The organism is Streptomyces sp. NPDC002817, assembly GCF_053592055.1.
In genome coordinates this window covers 171,767-187,238 of record NZ_JBSFUY010000016.1, presented here as the reverse complement: position 1 = coordinate 187,238, position 15,472 = coordinate 171,767, and the positions used below count along the sequence as shown (strand labels likewise).

At 71.9% G+C, this 15,472-nt stretch carries 14 protein-coding genes; 8 read left to right on the top strand and 6 right to left on the bottom strand.

Features of this window, described 5'->3' with window-relative positions:
* Positions 1-4: 4 nt before the first annotated feature.
* Together ACWD3I_RS27880 and ACWD3I_RS27875 are read right to left on the bottom strand one after the other, a co-directional pair.
* A complete protein-coding gene (locus ACWD3I_RS27880; protein ID WP_365397798.1) occupies positions 5-841 on the bottom strand; it encodes an Fpg/Nei family DNA glycosylase in 837 nt (278 codons plus the stop codon).
* A gap of 175 nt (positions 842-1,016) precedes the next feature.
* Positions 1,017-5,900 (bottom strand): ATP-dependent helicase, encoded by a 4,884-nt coding sequence (locus ACWD3I_RS27875; protein WP_365397801.1) that lies wholly within the window; start codon positions 5,898-5,900, stop codon positions 1,017-1,019.
* A 308-nt stretch (positions 5,901-6,208) separates the two neighbouring features.
* Here ACWD3I_RS27875 and ACWD3I_RS27870 point away from each other — a divergent pair, with 308 nt between their 5' ends.
* From ACWD3I_RS27870 to ACWD3I_RS27860, 3 genes are read left to right on the top strand one after another with little or no spacing between them, the layout of a single operon-like run.
* Positions 6,209-7,171: an AraC family transcriptional regulator gene (locus ACWD3I_RS27870; RefSeq protein ID WP_365397804.1), complete on the top strand. Its 963-nt coding sequence runs from the start codon at positions 6,209-6,211 to the stop codon at positions 7,169-7,171.
* The gene (locus ACWD3I_RS27865; protein WP_365397807.1) at positions 7,072-7,791 is read left to right on the top strand and encodes an AzlC family ABC transporter permease; all 720 of its coding nucleotides are present in this window, start codon (positions 7,072-7,074) and stop codon (positions 7,789-7,791) included. Before ACWD3I_RS27870 ends, ACWD3I_RS27865 begins: the two co-directional genes overlap by 100 nt.
* Positions 7,788-8,093 carry an AzlD domain-containing protein gene (locus ACWD3I_RS27860; RefSeq protein WP_266887257.1) on the top strand — a complete coding sequence of 102 codons (306 nt, stop codon included), beginning with the start codon at positions 7,788-7,790 and terminating at the stop codon, positions 8,091-8,093. Before ACWD3I_RS27865 ends, ACWD3I_RS27860 begins: the two co-directional genes overlap by 4 nt.
* Before the next feature lie 33 nt (positions 8,094-8,126).
* Here ACWD3I_RS27860 and ACWD3I_RS27855 read toward each other — a convergent pair whose 3' ends face one another.
* A complete protein-coding gene (locus ACWD3I_RS27855; protein WP_365397810.1) occupies positions 8,127-9,071 on the bottom strand; it encodes a hypothetical protein in 945 nt (314 codons plus the stop codon).
* Between the two features lie 80 nt (positions 9,072-9,151).
* On the opposite strand from ACWD3I_RS27855, the gene ACWD3I_RS27850 reads away from it, so the two are divergent.
* Positions 9,152-9,346, top strand: a complete 195-nt coding sequence (locus tag ACWD3I_RS27850; RefSeq protein ID WP_361483189.1) for a DUF3046 domain-containing protein — start codon at positions 9,152-9,154, stop codon at positions 9,344-9,346.
* A gap of 60 nt (positions 9,347-9,406) precedes the next feature.
* Complete coding sequence (locus ACWD3I_RS27845; RefSeq protein ID WP_365397813.1) at positions 9,407-10,654, top strand: AI-2E family transporter; 1,248 nt, start codon at positions 9,407-9,409, stop codon at positions 10,652-10,654.
* Positions 10,655-10,666: 12 nt separating this feature from the next.
* Here ACWD3I_RS27845 and ACWD3I_RS27840 read toward each other — a convergent pair whose 3' ends face one another.
* Positions 10,667-11,077 carry a hypothetical protein gene (locus tag ACWD3I_RS27840; RefSeq protein ID WP_365397816.1) on the bottom strand — a complete coding sequence of 137 codons (411 nt, stop codon included), beginning with the start codon at positions 11,075-11,077 and terminating at the stop codon, positions 10,667-10,669.
* Positions 11,078-11,276: 199 nt separating this feature from the next.
* Here ACWD3I_RS27840 and ACWD3I_RS27835 point away from each other — a divergent pair, with 199 nt between their 5' ends.
* The 3 genes from ACWD3I_RS27835 to recX all read left to right on the top strand — a co-directional run bounded on the left by ACWD3I_RS27835 (position 11,277) and on the right by recX (position 14,086).
* Complete coding sequence (locus tag ACWD3I_RS27835; RefSeq protein ID WP_365397818.1) at positions 11,277-11,798, top strand: hypothetical protein; 522 nt, start codon at positions 11,277-11,279, stop codon at positions 11,796-11,798.
* 238 nt (positions 11,799-12,036) lie between these two features.
* Positions 12,037-13,161 carry a recombinase RecA gene (recA, locus tag ACWD3I_RS27830; RefSeq protein ID WP_266821365.1) on the top strand — a complete coding sequence of 375 codons (1,125 nt, stop codon included), beginning with the start codon at positions 12,037-12,039 and terminating at the stop codon, positions 13,159-13,161.
* A 4-nt stretch (positions 13,162-13,165) separates the two neighbouring features.
* Positions 13,166-14,086 carry a recombination regulator RecX gene (recX, locus tag ACWD3I_RS27825; protein ID WP_365397821.1) on the top strand — a complete coding sequence of 307 codons (921 nt, stop codon included), beginning with the start codon at positions 13,166-13,168 and terminating at the stop codon, positions 14,084-14,086.
* Positions 14,087-14,425: 339 nt separating this feature from the next.
* Here the strand turns inward: recX and ACWD3I_RS27820 are convergent, their stop codons facing one another.
* Together ACWD3I_RS27820 and ACWD3I_RS27815 are read right to left on the bottom strand one after the other, a co-directional pair.
* Entirely contained in the window at positions 14,426-14,872 is a 447-nt protein-coding gene (locus ACWD3I_RS27820) for a rhodanese-like domain-containing protein (protein ID WP_451084202.1), read from the bottom strand.
* Complete coding sequence (locus ACWD3I_RS27815) at positions 14,869-15,393, bottom strand: cupin domain-containing protein (protein WP_365397824.1); 525 nt, start codon at positions 15,391-15,393, stop codon at positions 14,869-14,871. The genes ACWD3I_RS27820 and ACWD3I_RS27815 overlap by 4 nt, the downstream gene beginning before the upstream one ends.
* Positions 15,394-15,472: the final 79 nt, after the last annotated feature.

Sequence of the window (15,472 nt, the reverse complement as noted above, 5' to 3'; positions counted from 1 at the left end):
GTCGTCAATTAGTCGTACGGTGTGGGGTTCCGGGGCGTCGGGCGGTGCCGGGGGCCGGTCCGGTCTGGCATGCCGGGCACCAGTAGGTGGGGCGTTCGCGGGAGCCGTCGCCCTGGTCGGCCTTGCGGACGGGGGTGTGGCAGCGCAGACACGGGTGGCGGGCGCGGCCGTAGACGAAGAGGTCCTGGCCGCGGCGGCCCGTGGTGGTGCGGACCGGGCGGTCGCGGTTGGCCTCCAGGAGCTTCTTGGCTAGTAGGGGCAGCTTGGCCGCGCGGTCCTCGGGGAGGGTGCCGACAGGGAGCCACGGGGTGACGCCGAGCAGGAAGCAGAGCTCGCTCTTGTACACATTGCCGATGCCGGCGAGGTTGCGCTGGTCGAGGAGCGCTTCGCCGAGTGGGCGGGCGGGGTCCCGGAGGAGGTTGGCGAGGGCGCGGTCCGGGTCCCAGTCGGGGCCGAGGAGGTCGGGGCCCAGGTGTCCCACGGCACGGTGTTCGTCCGTGGTGCGCAGGAGTTCCAGGACGGGGAGGCGGTAGCCGACGGCCGTGCGGTCGGCGGTGCCGAGGATCGCGCGGATCTGGTGGGTGGGACCGCCGGTCCAGCGCTGGTCCGTGGCGTACACCTTCCAGGAGCCGTCCATTTTCAGGTGCGAGTGGAGGGTCAGGCCGCCCTCGATACGGGTGAGCAGGTGCTTGCCGCGGGGGGTGACGTCCAGGACGGTCCGGCCTGTGAGGTCGGCGGTGGCGTACTTGGGGACGCGGAGGTCGCTGCGGGTGAGTACCTTGCCGGCGAGGGCGGTGTGCAGTCGGCTCGCTGCCTGCCAGACGGTGTCTCCTTCGGGCATGGGTCAAGGGTGGCACGGGGCGGCGTGGCGTGGTGGTCGGGCGCCTCACGGGTTGGGGGCCGCTGTCGTGTGGCGGGTGCGGGCTGTATGTGGCTTGTCGCGCAGTTCCCCGCGCCCCTGGTGGGTCTTGGTGGCCGTCGGCCGATAGGCGAGGGCCAGAGGGCGGCTGAGTGTGTCAGGCCCTTAGGCGCAGGCCTCGGGGGGTGGCGATGAAGCCTGCGCCTTCCAGGAGGGTGCCGATCGGAGAGGTCAGGGCCGGGGTGCCGTTGATGCGTTCCACCGTGACCGTGCCGAGGGAGCCCGCGCGGGCGGCCGTGGCGAGGGCTTCGGCGGCCGACTGGAGGCGGGGGTCGTCGGTGGCCTTGGTGTCCGGGTCCTCCGGCCAGGCCAGCAGGGTCTTGCCGCCGCGCTCCATGTAGAGGGTCAGTTCACCGTCCACCAGGACCACCAGGGACCCCGCCTTACGGCCTGCCTTGTGGCCGGCGCCGGTCGGGGGCTCCGGCCAGGGGAGGGCGGCGCCGTACGCGTTCGCCGGGTCGGCGGCGGCGAGGACGACGGCTCGGGATTCGGGGGTGCGGGTCGGGGTCCGGTGGGGAGTGACGGGGCGGCTTGGCCCGTACGGCCCGCTGCGGGGGCCGCCGGTGCCCGGTGAGGCGAGGTCGCGGGGGGAGACGTAGTCGCCGGGGGAGCGTGGGGTCTCGTCCAGCCAGTCGAAGTCGGCGAAGTCGTCGGCGGGGGCGGTGCCGGCGGGTGTCTCGAAGGCGTCCTGTGTGCCGGGGGCGCCGAAGCCGGTGTTCGCGCCCGGCAGGCCGTCTCCCCGTTCGCGGGCGTTGGCCACCGCGCGGAGGCGGTCGACCGCGCCGTCCATGGCGAACTGGGCGGCGCCGAGGCCCTCCACGACGTAGCCGCGGCGGGCCTGGCCGGTCTCCTCGAAGGCGGACAGGATGCGGTACGTCGCCGAGAAGCCGCCCTCGACGCCCTCCGCGGAGACCGCGCCCCGGGTCACCACGCCGTGCCGGTCGAGGAGGGTGCGGGCCAGGGCGTGCGCGCGCAGGGTGGGGTCGGGCTCCCGGTCGGGCAGCAGGGACCAGCGGCCGGCGACCGTGGGCGGGCCGGTTCGGGAGGCGGGGCGGGCGGCGGCGGTGAGGGAGCCGTAGCGGCCGCGCGGGACCGCTCGTTTGGCGCGGTGGGCCGTGGAGCCGGCTGTGCGGCCCGAACCCAGCAGGGAGCGCATGGGCGTGAGTGTGTCGTTGGTCAGGCGGCCGGACCAGGCCAGGTCCCAGACGGTGTCGGCGAGTTGGGGATCGGTGGCGTCGGGGTGGGTGGTCGCGCGGACCTGGTCGGCGATCTGGCGGAAGAACAGGCCGTAGCCGCCGGAGAGAGCGGTCAGGACGGACTCGTGGAGTGCCGTCAGCTCCAAGGGGTGCGGTGGTGGCAGCAGCAGGGGCGCCGCGTCGGCGAGATAGAGGGAGACCCAGCCGTCCTTGCCGGGGAGGGAGCCCGCTCCGGCCCACACCAGCTCGCCCGCGGAGGTGAGTTCGTCGAGCATCGCCGGGGTGTAGTGCGCCACGCGGGACGGCAGGACCAGCTTCTCCAGAGCGGAGGCGGGCACGGAGGCGCCCTGCAACTGCTCGACCGCACGCACCAGGCCGTCGGCACCCCGCAGCCCGTGGCCCTTGCCGATGTGCTGCCACTGGGGGAGGAACTGGGCGAGGGCGGGTGGGGACACCGGCTCCAACTCGTGGCGCAGGGCGGCCAGGGAGCGGCGGCGCAGTCGGCGCAGCACGGCGGCGTCGCACCACTCCTGGCCGATGCCCGCCGGGTGGAACTCGCCTTGTACGACACGTCCGTTCGCGGAGAGACGCTGCAACGCGCCTTCCGTGACCGCCACGCCGAGGCCGAACCGGGCCGCCGCGGCCGCCGAAGTGAACGGGCCGTGGGTGCGGGCATGGCGTGCGAGGAGGTCGCCGAGCGGATCCTTGACCGGTTCCGTGAAGGCTTCCGGTACGCCGACCGGCAGTGCTGTGCCCAGTGCGTCGCGCAGGCGGCCGGCGTCCTCGATCGCCGCCCAGTGGTCGGTGCCGGCGATACGGACCTTGATCGCGCGCCGGGCTCGGGCGAGCTCCTGGGCCCACTGCGGCTCCGCGCCCCGCTCGGCCAGCTCCGTGTCCGTGAGGGGGCCGAGGAGGCGGAGGAGGTCCGCGACGCTCTCGGCGTCCTTGGCCCGGCGGTCCTCGGTGAGCCACTGGAGTTCTTGCTCCAGTTCGGCCAGCACCTCGGCGTCGAGCAGCTCGCGCAGCTCCGCCTGGCCGAGCAGCTCGGCCAGCAGACGGGAGTCGAGGGACAGGGCCGCCGCGCGGCGCTCGGCGAGCGGTGAGTCTCCCTCGTACAGGAACTGGGCGACGTATCCGAAGAGGAGGGAGCGGGCGAAGGGGGACGGCTCGGGGGTGGTGACCTCGACCAGGCGGACCCTGCGGGACTCCAGGTCGCCCATCAGCTCGACGAGGCCGGGGACGTCGAAGACGTCCTGGAGGCACTCGCGGACCGCCTCCAGGACGATCGGGAACGAGCCGAACTCGCTCGCCACCTGGAGCAGTTGGGCGGCACGCTGGCGCTGCTGCCACAACGGGGTGCGCTTGCCCGGGCTGCGGCGCGGCAGCAGGAGCGCGCGGGCGGCGCACTCGCGGAAGCGGGACGCGAACAGGGCCGATCCGCCGACCTGGTCGGTGACGACCTGGTCGACCTCGCCCTTGTCGAAGACGACGTCCGCGGCGCCCACGGGGGCCTGGTCCGCGTCGTACTCCGTGCCGAGCCTGGCCGGTTCCTGGTCGAGCAGGTCCAGGCCCATCAGGTCGGCGTCGGGCAGTCGTAGGACGATGCCGTCGTCGGCGTGCATGACCTGGGCGTCCATGCCGTACCGCTCGGAGAGCTTGGCGCCCAGGGCGAGGGCCCACGGGGCGTGCACCTGGGCGCCGAAGGGGGAGTGGACGACCACGCGCCAGTCGCCGAGCTCGTCGCGGAAGCGCTCCACGACGATCGTGCGGTCATCAGGGATGTGACCGCAGGCCTCGCGTTGTTCGTCGAGGTACGCCAGGACATTGTCGGCCGCCCAGGTGTCCAGGCCTGCCGCGAGGAGGCGTGGGCGGGCCTTGTCCTTGGGGAGCGAGCCGACCTCGCGGAGGAACGCGCCCACCGCGCGGCCGAGTTCGAGCGGGCGGCCCAGCTGGTCGCCCTTCCAGAAGGGGAGCCTGCCCGGGACACCGGGGGCGGGGGAGACCAGGACACGGTCGCGGGTGATGTCCTCGATGCGCCAGGAGCTGGTGCCGAGCGTGAAGACGTCGCCGACTCGCGACTCGTAGACCATCTCCTCGTCGAGCTCGCCCACCCTTCCGCCGCCCTTCTTCGGGTCGGCTCCGGCGAGGAACACTCCGAAGAGGCCGCGGTCGGGGATCGTGCCGCCGGAGGTGACGGCGAGGCGCTGGGCGCCGGGGCGGCCGGTGATCGTGCCGGCGACCCGGTCCCAGACCACGCGGGGGCGCAGTTCCGCGAAGGCGTCGGACGGGTAGCGGCCCGCGAGCATGTCGAGGACCGCGGTGAAGGCGGAGTCGGGCAGGGAGGCGAAGGGAGCGGCCCGGCGGACCATGGCGAGGAGGTCGTCCAGCTGCCAGGTGTCCATCGACGTCATCGCGACCAACTGCTGGGCCAGTACGTCCAGGGGGTTGGCGGGGACCTTCAGGGACTCGATGGAGCCGGTGCGCATGCGTTCGGTGACGACCGCTGCCTGGACCAGGTCGCCTCGGTACTTCGGGAAGACCACGCCGGTGGAGACCGCGCCCACCTGGTGGCCCGCGCGGCCCACGCGTTGGAGGCCGGAGGCCACGGAGGGGGGTGACTCGACCTGGACGACCAGGTCCACCGCGCCCATGTCGATGCCGAGTTCGAGGCTGGAGGTGGCGACCACCGCGGGGAGGCGGCCCGCCTTGAGGTCTTCTTCGACGAGGGCGCGTTGTTCCTTGGAGACCGAGCCGTGGTGGGCGCGGGCGATGACCGGGGGTGCGCCCTGGGCCGCGCCTGAGCCGCCCATGAGTTCCGCGGGGGCGTGGTGTTCGTCCAGGGTTTCGCCTGTTGCCCGTTCGTAGGCGATCTCGTTGAGGCGGTTGCAGAGGCGTTCCGCCAGGCGGCGGGAGTTGGCGAACACGATCGTGGAGCGATGGGACTGGACGAGGTCGGCGATGCGCTCCTCCACGTGGGGCCAGATCGAGGGGCGTTCTGCGCCCTCGGTGCCGTCGGCCACCGGGGAGCCGCCCAGTTCGCCCAGGTCCTCCACGGGGACCACGACGGACAGGTCGAATTCCTTGCCGGATTTCGGTTGGACGATCTCCACCTTGCGGCGAGGGGAGAGGTAACGGGCGACCTCGTCGACCGGGCGCACGGTCGCGGACAGGCCGATGCGGCGGGCCGGCTTCGGGAGGAGCTCGTCGAGGCGCTCGAGGGAGAGGGCGAGGTGGGCGCCGCGTTTGGTGCCCGCGACGGCGTGCACCTCGTCGAGGATCACCGTTTCGATGCCGGTCAGCGCGTCGCGGGTGGCCGACGTCAGCATCAGGAACAGGGACTCCGGGGTGGTGATCAGGATGTCCGGGGGGCGGGTGGACAGGGCGCGGCGCTCGGCGGCGGGGGTGTCGCCGGAGCGGATGCCCACCTTGACCTCGGGCTCCGGGAGGCCGAGGCGGACGGATTCCTGGCGGATGCCGGTCAGGGGGCTGCGGAGGTTGCGCTCCACGTCGACCGCGAGGGCCTTGAGGGGGGAGACGTAGAGGACTCGGCAGCGCTTGCGCGGGTCTGCGGGTGGAGGTGTGGAGGTCAGCTGGTCCAGGGCGGCGAGGAAGGCGGCCAGGGTCTTGCCGGAGCCGGTGGGGGCGACCACCAGGACGTCCGAGCCCTCCTTGATGGCGTTCCACGCGCCGGCCTGGGCCGCGGTGGGCGCGTCGAAGGCTCCCGTGAACCAGCCGCGGGTGGCGGGGGAGAAGCCGTCCAGGGCTCGGCGTGTGTTGCTGACCATGCGTCCATCCTGCACCCGGGTACTGACAAACGGATCTGACCTGTGGTTTTCCCCGGTGGCGGCGCGTCTCGTATGCCTGCGGCGGCCCGTCGCGGTTCGGTGGGGGTTCGCGTTGCGCATGACGGTCCGGTTGTGGGTCGGTGCCGACCGGGGGGTGTCCGTCCTCGGTCGGGCGGTGCGGTGGGCTTGGGCGGTGCGGTTGGTCGGTCGCCCGACGCTGCGGGCGGACACCCCCCCGGTACGTCCCCTGCTCGCCGTTGCGCAAGCGCGGCGCCGCGGGGGTGCGCGTCACGGCGGACAATGGGGCCATGGCGGGTTCTCGTGAGCGGGCGCGGCACTGGCGGTACGCCGAGCTGCCGGGTGTGGATCTGCTGCGGGCCCGGTATGTGCGGAAGAACTTTGTGCGGCACACCCACGAGAACTTCGTGATCGCCGCCATCGCCGATGGCGTGGAGGTCTTTCACTACCGGGGTGCCGATCGGTATGCGGGGGCCGGTTCGCTCGCGCTGGTCAATCCCGACACCGCGCATACCGGGCGGGCGGGGGTGCCCGAGGGGTGGCGGTACGGGGCGGTGTATCCGTCGCCGGAGGTGGTGGCGGAGATCGCCGGGGAGACCACGGCGATCCGCGGTACTCCTGGGTTTGTCAGCCCGGTCCTCGACGATCCCTATGCCGCTGGGCTCGTGCATCAGGTGCTGCGGGCCGCGGACGAGGGGAACGCACTGGCCGCCGACACGTTGCTGCGGGTTGCCGTGACCCGGTTGCTGCGGCTCAACGGTGGGGCGTTGCCGGAGCGGGAGGTGCGGACGGCGGGGGCGCGGGTCGCGGCACGGGCGCGTGGCGTGCTGGAGGAACGGATGGTCGCGCCGCCGACCCTGGAGCGGCTGGCCGCGGAGCTCGGTGCCGGTCCGTTCGCGTTGCTGCGGGCCTTCCGGGACGCGTACGGGATGCCGCCGCATGCCTGGTTGACCGATGCGCGGGTGCGGCGGGCCCGGCGGCTGCTGGACGCGGGGACCTCTCCGGCCGAGGCCGCCATCGCCGTGGGGTTCACCGACCAGCCGCATCTGAACCGGCACTTCACCCGGATCGTCGGCGTGCCTCCCGGGGCGTATCAGCGCGAGCGCAAGAACGTACAAGACGGCGGGCGGGCGCTGGTCCTACCCTCCGATGCGTGCCAGAACAGACAGCTCTCCCAGACACACGCGCCGACGACGGAGGAAAGCCGGACGCCGCCGTCGTACGGGACGCCCTCGGGGTCGGGGTCGCCGTAGGACTGTCGGGGTTCGCCTTCGGGGTGACCTCGGCGGGCAGCGGGCTCACGCTGCTGCAGACCTGCGCGCTCAGTCTCCTGGTGTTCACCGGGGCGTCCCAGTTCGCGCTCGTGGGGGCGCTCGCCGCCGGTGGCAATCCGCTCACCGCGGCCGCCGGGGCGTTCTTCCTGGGTGTGCGCAACGCGTTCTACGGGCTGCGCCTTTCACAATTGCTCGCCCTTCCGCGCGCGGTACGGCCCTTCGCCGCTCAGTGGGTGATCGACGAGACGGCGGCCGTCGCGCTGGCCCAGCCCACCCGGCGCAGCGTGCGCATCGGGTTCGCCGTCACGGGGCTCAGCCTGTACGTGCTGTGGAACCTCACGACTCTGCTCGGTGCGCTGGGTGCCGAGGCGATCGGCGACACGGACGCGTGGGGCCTCGATGCGGCCGGGCCCGCTGTGTTCCTGGCGTTGCTCGCGCCGATGCTCAGGACCGCCACCGAGCGTGCCGTCGCCGGGCTCGCCGTCCTGCTGGGCCTCGGTCTGCTGCCTGTGCTGCCCGCTGGGGTGCCTGTCCTGGCGGCCGCTCTTGCGGCGCCGTTCGTGCTGTGGGTTCAGGGACGTCGTAGGAGGAACCCGTGAACGTCTGGATCGCGATCGGTGTCACCGCGCTCGGTTGTTACGCCGTCAAGCTCCTCGGGCTGCTCGTCCCCGCGGGTGCCCTGGAACGGCCTCTCGTCCGGCGGCTCGCCGCGTTGCTGCCGGTCGCCCTGCTCGCCGCGCTCACGGCTCAGCAGACCTTCGCCGACGGGCGGGACCTCGTGCTGGACGCCAGGGTCGCGGGGCTTGCGGCGGCCGCGCTCGCACTGGTGTTGCGCGCCCCCTTCCTGCTCGTCGTCGCGGCGGCCGTGGTGGTGACGGCGGGCGTGCGGGCCATCGGGTGAGGATCCGCCGACCGAGCGGCCGTCGCGTGGAGATCAGCCGATCGAGCGGCCGTACGACCTCAGGGTGCGCAGTGCCCCGATCGTCACTATGGGGCGTGCCTCCAGGGCCGCGCTCGGGGCCCACTGGCGCCAGCGGACCGGCCAGCCGCCGTCCTCCTGCTGTTCGCCCGTGAGGAAGTCCAGGGAGTGCTCCATCTCCTCGTCCGTGAACCACGCGCGCGCGAGCGAGTGCGGAGTCTTCGCGTAGTCGTGCGGGAAGTGGTGCTCTCCCGGGGCGTAGCCGGGTGACACCGGGGAGGAGTCGAGGCGCTCCGGGTCCAGTGCCGCGAGGCGGTGTTCGCGCACCAGGCGGCCGAGCCGGTCGGCGGCCGCCTCCGCGCGCGGACGGTCGGGAGCGGAGTCCAGGAAGGCCACGGCGGCCTGCACCTCGTACGGGTGCGACTCCCGCAGGGACTCGACCGCGTGCCAGCAGAAGTCCGTGGCCCGGAACAGCCAGGCGTGCCACACCTCGTTGCGGTGCAGCAGGCCCACCACCGGGCCGGTGGCGAGCAGCTCGCTGGGCGGGTCGTCCACGATCGGGATGAACGGGGCCGCGGGATAGCCGCGCTGGCTGGGACGGATCGCCGGCAGGGCGCCGTCCGGGGTGGAGACCGATGTCAGATAGCGGCACACCCGTTCCACGCGCTGTCCGCCGCAGCGGCCGATGGCGTCCAGGACGCGCAGCGCGTGACCGGCGTGCAGCGGCTGGCTGACCGGGCCGCGCAGGTCGGGCTCCAGCGCGTGGCCGTATCCCCCGTCCTCGTTGCGGTAGGCGTCCAGCGCGGTCTCCACCGGGTCGGCGTTCCCGTTGAGGAAGTGGTGTGCGAAGAGGCGCTGTTCCAGCACGCGCGCGGTGAGCCAGACGAAGTGCTCAGCGCGGAAGAGCGGGGAGTGCGCCGGGGGCGTCGGGGGGAGTGGGGAAGCTCCTGTTTCGGCCATGCGTCAGACCGTAGGACGGAAAGCGTTCTCGACAAGCGGTCCCGGCCGAGGCCCACTCTCAGGGGCGGGATACTGGTGTCATGCGGTTGACGGTCTTCTGGCAGCGGATGGCGGAGCACTTCGGTCCGGGCTCCGCCGAGACCTTCGCGCGTGACCATGTCATGGCGGAGCTCGGTGGGCGCACGGTGTACGAGGCGCTGGACGGTGGCTGGGAGGCCAAAGACGTGTGGCGTGTGGTGTGCGGCGTCATGAACGTGCCACAGGAACAGCGCTGACCGGTCACTAAGATCGGAGGGGGGCAGCGCATTGTCGGCCACGTGGGCGAAACTTGCTCCGTGGCATCCACCGACGAGACCGACGAGGTCCCCCAGCATGCGTCGCCGTTCGGCACGACGCCGCCCACCCGGCCCCCGGCCGACGGACCCACCGGGGCGAACTCGCGCATGCCACGCTGGATTCCGCGTGCCGTGGTGCTCACGCTCGCCCTCTATGCCGCCTTCCAGTTGGGCACATGGGCCTTCCATCAGCTCACCGGGCTGCTGATCAACGTCCTCATCGCGTTCTTCCTGGCTCTGGCCATCGAACCGGCGGTGAGCTGGATGGCCTCGCGCGGGGTGCGCCGAGGGCTGGGCGCCTTCCTCGTCTTCCTCGCCGTGCTGATCGTGTCCGCGGGCTTCGTGACCCTGCTCGGCACCATGCTGGCGAACCAGATCATCAAGATCGTCGAGGATTTCCCCGCCTACATCGACTCCGTCATCAACTGGATCAACACGCACTTCCACACCGACCTGAAGCGGGTCGACGTGCAGGAGGGGCTGCTGCGCTCCGACTGGCTGCGCAACTACGTTCAGAACAGCGCCACCGGCGTCCTGGACGTGTCAGCCCAGGTTCTCGGCGGGCTCTTCCAGCTGCTGACGATCGCGCTGTTCTCGTTCTACTTCGCCGCGGACGGGCCGCGACTGCGCCGTGCGCTCTGCTCGGTCCTGCCGCCCGCCAAGCAGGCGGAGGTGCTGCGGGCCTGGGAGATCGCCGTCAACAAGACCGGCGGCTATCTGTACTCACGCGGTCTGATGGCGCTGATCTCCGGTGTCGCGCACTACATCCTGCTCCAGGCCCTGGCGGTGCCCAACGCACCCGTGCTCGCCGTCTGGGTGGGGCTGGTCTCGCAGTTCATCCCGACGATCGGTACGTATCTCGCGGGCGCCCTGCCGATGCTGATCGCCTTCACGGTCGATCCCTGGTACGCGCTGTGGGTGCTGATCTTCGTCGTGATCTACCAGCAGTTCGAGAACTACGTGCTGCAGCCCAAGCTGACCTCGAAGACCGTCGACGTCCACCCTGCCGTCGCCTTCGGCTCGGTCATCGCCGGTACCGCCCTCCTCGGTGCGGTGGGTGCGCTGATCGCCATTCCGGCGGTCGCCACGCTGCAGGCGTTCCTGGGGGCGTACGTGAAGCGGTACGACGTCACGGACGACCCCCGGGTCCATGGTCACCGCCTGTCGGATTCCAACCTCTTCACACGCGCGCGTGCGCTGTGGACGAGGCGGCCTGGGGAGCGGGACTCGACGGACGGATCCTCCTGAGAGGCGTGCCTGTCAGACCCTCGCGGCCTTTCGCAGCGTGGCGACGGCCCCGGCGACGACCAGTCCGGCGAGAGCGATGATCTCGGCGCCGGTCGAGACGATGAGCGCAGTGTCCTCCGACGCGAGGTGGTCGCCGGTGTTCGGGGTCAGGAATGCGCCCGCGCCGATGAACAGGCCGACCGTGAGAGCGAGCCCGGTCGTCCAGCGGTTCGTGCGCCAGAGCAGTAGTCCCGCCGCCACCAGCGGGATGACGAGGCCCGGCGGGACGGCCGGGTAGTCCGCACCGGCGGCGATCTGGCCTGCGATGGATGCGGCCAGCAGGAGCAGGGCGGCCAGGGTGGCGGTGACGGCGGGAGTACGTGTCGGCACGGTGTCCTCCTTGGCGGGCTTCACGGGCTCGTAGGTGCTCTTCGTGGTCTCCATGACTCAAGGCTCGCGAAGTGAGCCCGCCCCGTCGTCGTACGGCCGGAGGCACCGGTCGTACGACGGGGGAAGCACGTCGGCCCGGAACCCCGGGCGGCATACCGGGCCGCACGGCGCCGGCGCACCCTCAATAGGCCCGTCCCGGCGGGGTATTCGGAAGCGGCAGGGGTATTTCGTCGACTCCGAGGAGGTACGTGCCGTGCGCGCCTTCAAGCGCTGGCTCGACCACAGTCTTACCGCGCAGGCGGTCCTGATCTTCCCGCTGCTCGTGGGGCTCACCGCCCTGTTCCGGCGGCATGAGAACCCGGTCTGGTGGGTGGTTCAGGGCGCGCTCTGCACCACCATCGCCATCGGATTCCTGGCCGCGCAGCGTCGCAGGGCCAGCCGGGCCACCGGCACCGACGCGCGCGGAATCGCCGAGCTCAACCGCAAGATCCGGCACCGTGAGGTGCCGAAGGCGCCCGAGGAGCGGGCCACCATGCGAAGGCTGGTCGAGGAGGAACTGGGCCGGGTCGAGCGGGGAGGCCGGTGGCTGCCGTACTGGCTGGGCTTCATGGGGCTGATCGCCATCGGCACACTCGCTCTCGGAGTGAGCGCCGGCGCGTGGATCCTTCCGCTGGTCCTCGCGATCGGTGTGGTGGGGTTCTGCTGGTGGGCCCTCTGGGCGCGCCGCCGCTTCATCGACCGCTGCCACCACATGCGGTCGGCCCTGCTGAGCTAGCTTCACAACGCCGCCACACATACCGCCCGGAAGTGCCGCGTGGTGCGCTTGACACGAAAATCGAACATCCATTCTTATGGAAGTTCCGGTGAGGCGCGCGGCGGGCGTTTCAGCACGGTTTCAGTGGAGAAGTGACCGAGTTATCCACAGGCCGGACGGGCGTCGGGGCCCATTGTCAGTGGCAGGCGTTAGCGTCTTTGACGTGAAGCGATCGACTCAAGCAAATCGGGTGGAACCCATGGCAGGAACCGACCGCGAGAAGGCCCTGGATGCCGCTCTCGCACAAATTGAACGGCAATTCGGCAAGGGCGCGGTCATGCGCATGGGCGAGCGGTCGATGGAGCCCATCGAGGTCATCCCGACCGGGTCGACCGCGCTCGACGTCGCCCTCGGCGTCGGCGGCCTGCCGCGCGGCCGCGTGGTGGAGGTGTACGGACCGGAGTCCTCCGGCAAGACCACGCTGACGCTGCACGCGGTGGCGAACGCGCAGAAGGCCGGCGGCCAGGTCGCCTTCGTGGACGCGGAGCACGCACTCGACCCCGAGTACGCGAAGAAGCTCGGCGTCGACATCGACAACCTGATCCTGTCCCAGCCGGACAACGGCGAGCAGGCCCTGGAGATCGTGGACATGCTGGTCCGCTCCGGCGCCCTCGACCTCATCGTCATCGACTCCGTCGCGGCCCTGGTCCCGCGCGCGGAGATCGAGGGAGAGATGGGCGACAGCCACGTCGGTCTGCAGGCCCGTCTGATGAGCCAGGCCCTGCGGAAGATCACCAGTGCGCTCAACCAGTCCAAGACCACCGCGATCTTCATCAACCAGCTCCGCGAGAAGATCGGCGTGATGTTCGGCTCCCCGGAGACCACGACCGGTGGCCGGGCGCTGAAGTTCTACGCCTCGGTGCGACTCGACATCCGCCGCATCGAGACCCTGAAGGACGGCACGGACGCGGTCGGCAACCGCACCCGCGTCAAGGTCGTCAAGAACAAGGTCGCGCCGCCCTTCAAGCAGGCCGAGTTCGACATCCTCTACGGGCACGGCATCAGTCGCGAGGGCGGCCTGATCGACATGGGCGTGGAGCACGGCTTCGTCCGCAAGGCCGGCGCCTGGTACACGTACGAGGGCGACCAGCTCGGCCAGGGCAAGGAGAACGCGCGCAACTTCCTGAAGGACAACCCCGACCTGGCCAACGAGATCGAGAAGAAGATCCTGGAGAAGCTGGGCGTCGGCGTACGGCCCCAGGAGCCGACCGCCGAGCCGGGCGCGGACGCCGCGGTCACCGCCTCGTCGGACGACGCCGCGAAGACGGTGCCCGCTCCGGCGGCCAAGGCCGCCAAGCCCAAGGCCGCGGCTGCCAAGAGCTGACCCCGTGACACGACGAACCGACTGGGCCGAGTACGCCCACCAGGACGCTCCGCGCGAGCGGGGCGGGGCAGGCGACGGGGGATTCTCCGGGCCGGGCGGCGATGCGTACGGGGACGATGCGGGGCGCGGTGCGAACGGGGGACACGGTCGCGCCGCGTCGTACGGCACCGGGGGAGGGTACGGCGACGACCGGGTCTACGGTGCCGGGCAGCCGTACGGCCAAGACGCGCCGTACGGCGATGAGCCGGGCGACGGCTCGGTGCCGTCCGGCGGCGGTTCCCGGCGTGGGCGCGGTGGCGCCCGTGGGGGCCGTGCGGCCCGTGGCGAGGGCGGTTCCGGTGGGCGTCGGCAGCGACGCGGCGGGGAGCCGTCCGGTGCGGACGAAGGCGCTCCCTCCTCGTCGAGGGCCGAGCAGGGGGAGGCTTCAGGGGACCCGGTCGAGCGGGCACGGGCTATCTGTCTCCGCCTGCTCACCGGGACCCCGCGCACGCGGAAACAGCTCGCGGACGCCCTGAGCAAGAAGGGGATCCCGGACGAGGCGGCGCAGGAGGTGCTGTCGCGGTTCGAGGAGGTCGGGCTGATCAACGACAGTGCGTTCGCCGAAGCCTGGGTGGAGTCCCGGCACCACGGCCGGGGACTGGCCCGGCGTGCCCTCGCCCAGGAGCTGCGCACCAAGGGCGTCGATTCCACGTTGATCGACGCGGCCGTCTCACAGCTCGACTCCGAGCAGGAGGAGGCGACCGCGCGCGACCTGGTCGCCCGCAAGCTGCGCTCCACACGTGGCCTCGACCGCGACAAGCGACTGCGCCGCCTCGCGGGCATGCTCGCCCGCAAGGGGTACCCCGAGGGCATGGCCCTGAGGGTGGTCCGGCGGGCGCTCGAAGAGGAGGGCGAGGACGCGGAGTTCCTCGACGAGGGGTTCTAAAGCCGCGGGCTGAGCTCGGCGGGCAGCTGGGACCGGGGAGCGTGCCGGGGCTGGGCTCGCAGAAGACTTCAGGGGGCTGCGAAGGAACCCTGACGGAGAGCCGGCACAGGTGAGCGAGGAGGCCTGGTCGCGCGGAAGGACGGGCGCTTCGCGGCCGCGGTCGCCAACTCGGCGGCGGCCACCGGAGAGTTGGCGGTGTGCCACGCCCTCGCCCTGCGGCGGGACGAAGACGTCGAGGGCGGGGACAGGTCGCCACGATCCGGGTCCGCCTCGTCACCAAAGGCAGCACCGACGCGGCCCCGCTCCACTGCGAATCCGAGATCGACCGAGGCCCCGTCCCTACGACGCCACGGGCAGACCCGAGGCCTTCCACGCCTGGAACCCGCCCACCAGATCGGTGGCCCGGCGCAGCCCCAGCCGATGCAGCGACTCGACCGCCAGACTGGAGGCGTAACCCTCGTTGCAGATCACCACGACGCGCAGATCGTGACCCGTGGCCTCGGGGGCGCGATGGCTGCCCCGCGGGTCGAGGCGCCACTCCAGCTCGTTCCGCTCGACGACGAGGGCGCCGGGAACCAGTCCGTCCCGTTCGCGCAGGGCGGCGTAGCGGATGTCGACCAGCAGCGCCTCCCCGCGCCGGGCGGCGTCGTACGCCTCCCGGGCCTCGATCCGCTCGTAGCCCTCGCGGACCCGCTCCAACAACTCGTCGATGCCGACCGGGAGTTCGCCCGAACCCTCACCGAGGCCACCCACCCGCTGCTCCTCCCGCGTGCCCGAGCCGCTCACTGCCAGTCCTCCGGGCGCTCCACGTGCTCCAGGCGCAGCACCTGTCCGGTGCGGCTGTAGCGGCGGATCTGCGGCAGGGGCGGGTAGTAGGCGTGGACGGAGACCGCGTGCTCGGCGGTGGACTCGTTGAGCACCTCGTGGACGTGGTGCTGCGCGAAGGAGCGCCCCTTGCCGGCCGTGAGCCGCCGCTCCCGGTCGATGCCTTCGGAGAGTTCCAGGGTCTGCCAGCCGTCCGCGGGGAGCCGGGCGGTGAGCGAGTTCTCCTTGAGCTCACCTGAGGCCGTCACGAAGGCGCCGACGGACTCGGCGTGGTCGTGCCAGCCGGTGCCCGTACCGGGCGGCCAGCCGATCAGCCAGGCCTCGCTGCCGCCGGGCCCCTCCAGGCGCACCCAGGTGCGGCCCTCGGGGTCGAGCGGGAGCGAGGAGATCAGCTCGGAGTCGGCGGCGGTCCGCCGTACGAAATCGAGGAGTTCCGCCTGCGTCGGCGTGGAAACGGCGGACACAGAAGGGGAGACAGACACGGGCACCGTCCTGATGAACGTTCGCGGGAAGCGCGCGGCAGCACCGAAGCGGCGCGCGCTGGAAAAGAGAGAGGCGAAT